Source organism: Catenulispora pinisilvae (genome assembly GCF_015356865.1).
In the GTDB taxonomy this organism is placed as follows: Bacteria; Actinomycetota; Actinomycetes; order Streptomycetales; family Catenulisporaceae; genus Catenulispora; species Catenulispora pinisilvae.
In genome coordinates this window covers 1-2,803 of the sequence record NZ_JAAFZA010000461.1, presented here as the reverse complement: position 1 = coordinate 2,803, position 2,803 = coordinate 1, and the positions used below count along the sequence as shown (strand labels likewise).

Sequence of the window (2,803 nt, the reverse complement as noted above, 5' to 3'; positions counted from 1 at the left end):
GGGGATGTGTATAAGAGCCAGCCACCCCGACACCCCACCGCGCCGCCTCGTGCTCGATCGACAGCCACCGGATCCGCTCCGGCGCCACTACTACCGGCGCCCGGGCCGACACCAGCGCCACCCCGACGCCGGCCGCGACCAGCGCCATCACCGTCTGTAGGTCGTTCGCCCGCTGCACCACCCGCGGCTTGATCCCCTCGGCCGCCAGATAGTGCCGCACCTGGCTCGCGAATCCCGGCCCCCTGGTCTGCACCAACGTCACCAGGCCGTGTCGGGCGATCAGCTCCCGCACTCCCGGTTCGGTGTCCACGTTCCCCGGGACCGCCAGCATCAGCTGGTCGGTGCCGAGTTCGAGCACGGACAAGTCCGGATCCACCGGCAGCCGGGCGAATCCGGCGTCCAACTGCCCGCGCCGCAGCCGCTCCAGTTGGATCGCCGTGGCCATGTCGTCCAGCGTCACCCCGACGTCCGGGTTCCGGCGCCGGAACTCGGCGACCGCGCGCGGCGCGATGTCGATCGTCGACAGCCCGAAACCGAGCGCCAGCCGGCCCGCGCCGCCGGCGGTCAGCCGCTTGGCCCGCAGCTCGAACGCGTCGAGCCTGTCGACCGCGTCCCGGGCGTCGGGCAGCAGGGTGCGGCCCAGCGGGGTCAGCTGCGCGCCGAGTCGTCCGCGCCGGAACAACGCGCCGCCGATCCGTGCTTCCAAGGCTTGGATCTGCTTGGTCAGCGCCGGCTGCGTCACCGCCAGGGACTGTGCGGCCGCGCCGAACGTGCCGTGGTCCGCGACCGCGACGAAGGCCCTCACCAGCCGGTCTTCCATTCCCCCAGTTTATCGATCCCCCGGCGACATTCATTGGACTCATCGATCACGGCGGCGCTTCGATGGACCGCATGATGCTTCGAGCCGCGACCGTCCAGTTCGAACCGCGTCCCGGGGCCAAGGAGGACAACCTGGCCCGGGTCGAGCACTTCGCCCGCGCCGCCGCCGCCGACGGGGTCCAGCTCATCGCGTTCCCGGAGATGTGCCTGCTCGGCTACTGGCATCTGACCAAGCGCGACGCGGCGTACCTGCACGAGGCCGCCGAGCCGGACGACGGCCCGAGCATCGCCCGGGTCAGCGCCCTGGCCGCCGAGCTGCACCTGGGCATCGGCGTGGGCTTACTCACCGAGCGCGACGGCTGGCTGTTCAACGCCTACGCCGTCTGCCTGCCGGACGGCACCGTGCACGTCCACCGCAAGCTGCACGCGTTCGAGCACGAGGCGATCTCCTCCGGCTCCCGCTACACCGTCTTCGACACGCCGTGGGACGTCCGGGTCGGCGTCCTGATCTGCTATGACAACAACCTGATCGAGAACGTCCGGGCCACCGCACTGCTCGGCGCCGAGATCCTGCTGGCCCCGCACCAGACCGGCGGCACGAACTCGGTCAGCCCACACGGCATGAAGCCGATCCCGCTGAGCGTCTGGGACAACCGGCACGCCGACCCGGCCGCCGCCGAGGACGCCTTCCGCGGCCCGAACGGCCGGGAGTGGCTACTGCGCTGGCTGCCATCCCGGGCCCACGACAACGGACTGTTCGTGCTCTTCAGCAACGGCGTGGGCCGGGACGACGACGAGGTCCGCACCGGCAACGCGATGATCATCGACCCCTACGGCCGGATCCTGGCCGAGTCCCAGGCCGCCGCCGACGCCATGGTCACCGCCGACCTCGATCTGGACCTGGTCCCGACCTCGACCGGCCGACGCTGGCTCCGGGCCCGGCGGCCGGAGCTGTACCGGCCGCTGAGCACGAGGTACGGGGACGAGGTGGATGCTCGGACGGCGCGCTTCAGCTAGCGCCGTGCCTGGATCAGGCTACGTTCGCGCTGTCGGTGTGGTGGGTTCCGTAGGCGGCAAGCCGCGAGCCAAAACCCTGCCACTCGTACCTGCCACTGAGACCCGCCCACGGTTGGTGTGTTGGTTAAAGGCATTTTTACGGAACTACCTGGTATTGACTAATCACGGATCGAGACGCAGTTCGTTGTGCCGCTCGATGTGCGTTGGCGGGTGGCGGTTGTGTGGGTGGTGCGCGCGGGTCCGAGTCACTACCGCACGCGTTGCGTTGGCGGGCGGCGGTCGTGCGTGGTGGGTGCCTGAAGTCAATGGCAGGCGCCTCCGGCGGGGGCTCTTGGCTCCCTCGGGGAACTGGCGCGGTTCCATAGGGGGGTCGCCTCAGGGCCCTGCGCTGGCGGTTTGTGAGGTGGCTACGGTCCGTTCCCCACGGTCGCGTCGTCAGCCCCAAGGGGTACAGCGCCGAACCCCGGGAGTAAAGTCCGCGCCCTCACGGTAAGCGGGCAGGTGGCGGCCGCGTACAGCGCGAACTTGACTCCCGAGAACCGGCACTGTAGGCAAAGCCCTGCCGACGCGACCGAGGGGAACGAACCGAAAACCGACGGGAAGAAAAGCAACCGAAGGGCCCGTAGACACGGGCTGGGCGATGCCACTGCCGGTGAGGACATGGCAGCGGGCCGGTGGGCAGCTCGAGAACATGCCCGGGTGCGGTAGGGACCAGCTGTGCCAACAGCGGGCTTCCAGGACCGGGCCGATCCGGCACCCGCCAACCCAGACCGCGCACCCTCGGGACTGCCGCGCTGCCAGCACCCGGACCGGCAGCCGAACTCGCCGAGCCGCCGGTCGCGCACCACCAGTTTTGTACTTCTCCGGTCGGTTTTCGGTTCGTTCCCCTCGGTCGCGTCGGCAGGGCTTTGCCTACAGTGCCGGTGGCCGGGAGTCAAGTTCGCGCTATCAAAACCGCAGCTTGCAG

Annotated in this window: 2 protein-coding genes; one reads left to right on the top strand and one right to left on the bottom strand. The window is 69.9% G+C overall.

The window, feature by feature from the left end; genetic code table 11:
* Positions 1–820: LysR family transcriptional regulator (locus IZR01_RS48875; RefSeq protein WP_194927857.1), on the bottom strand; the 820-nt coding region annotated here is incomplete at its 3' end.
* A 74-nt stretch (positions 821–894) separates the two neighbouring features.
* On the opposite strand from IZR01_RS48875, the gene IZR01_RS48870 reads away from it, so the two are divergent.
* Positions 895–1,836 carry a nitrilase family protein gene (locus IZR01_RS48870; protein ID WP_194927858.1) on the top strand — a complete coding sequence of 314 codons (942 nt, stop codon included), beginning with the start codon at positions 895–897 and terminating at the stop codon, positions 1,834–1,836.
* Positions 1,837–2,803 lie beyond the last annotated feature (967 nt).

Excerpts from the sequence above, each read along its gene's own strand:
- IZR01_RS48870 (WP_194927858.1), top strand. The coding sequence starts at position 895 with ATGCTTCGAGCCGCGACCGTCCAGTTCGAACCGCGTCCCGGGGCCAAG.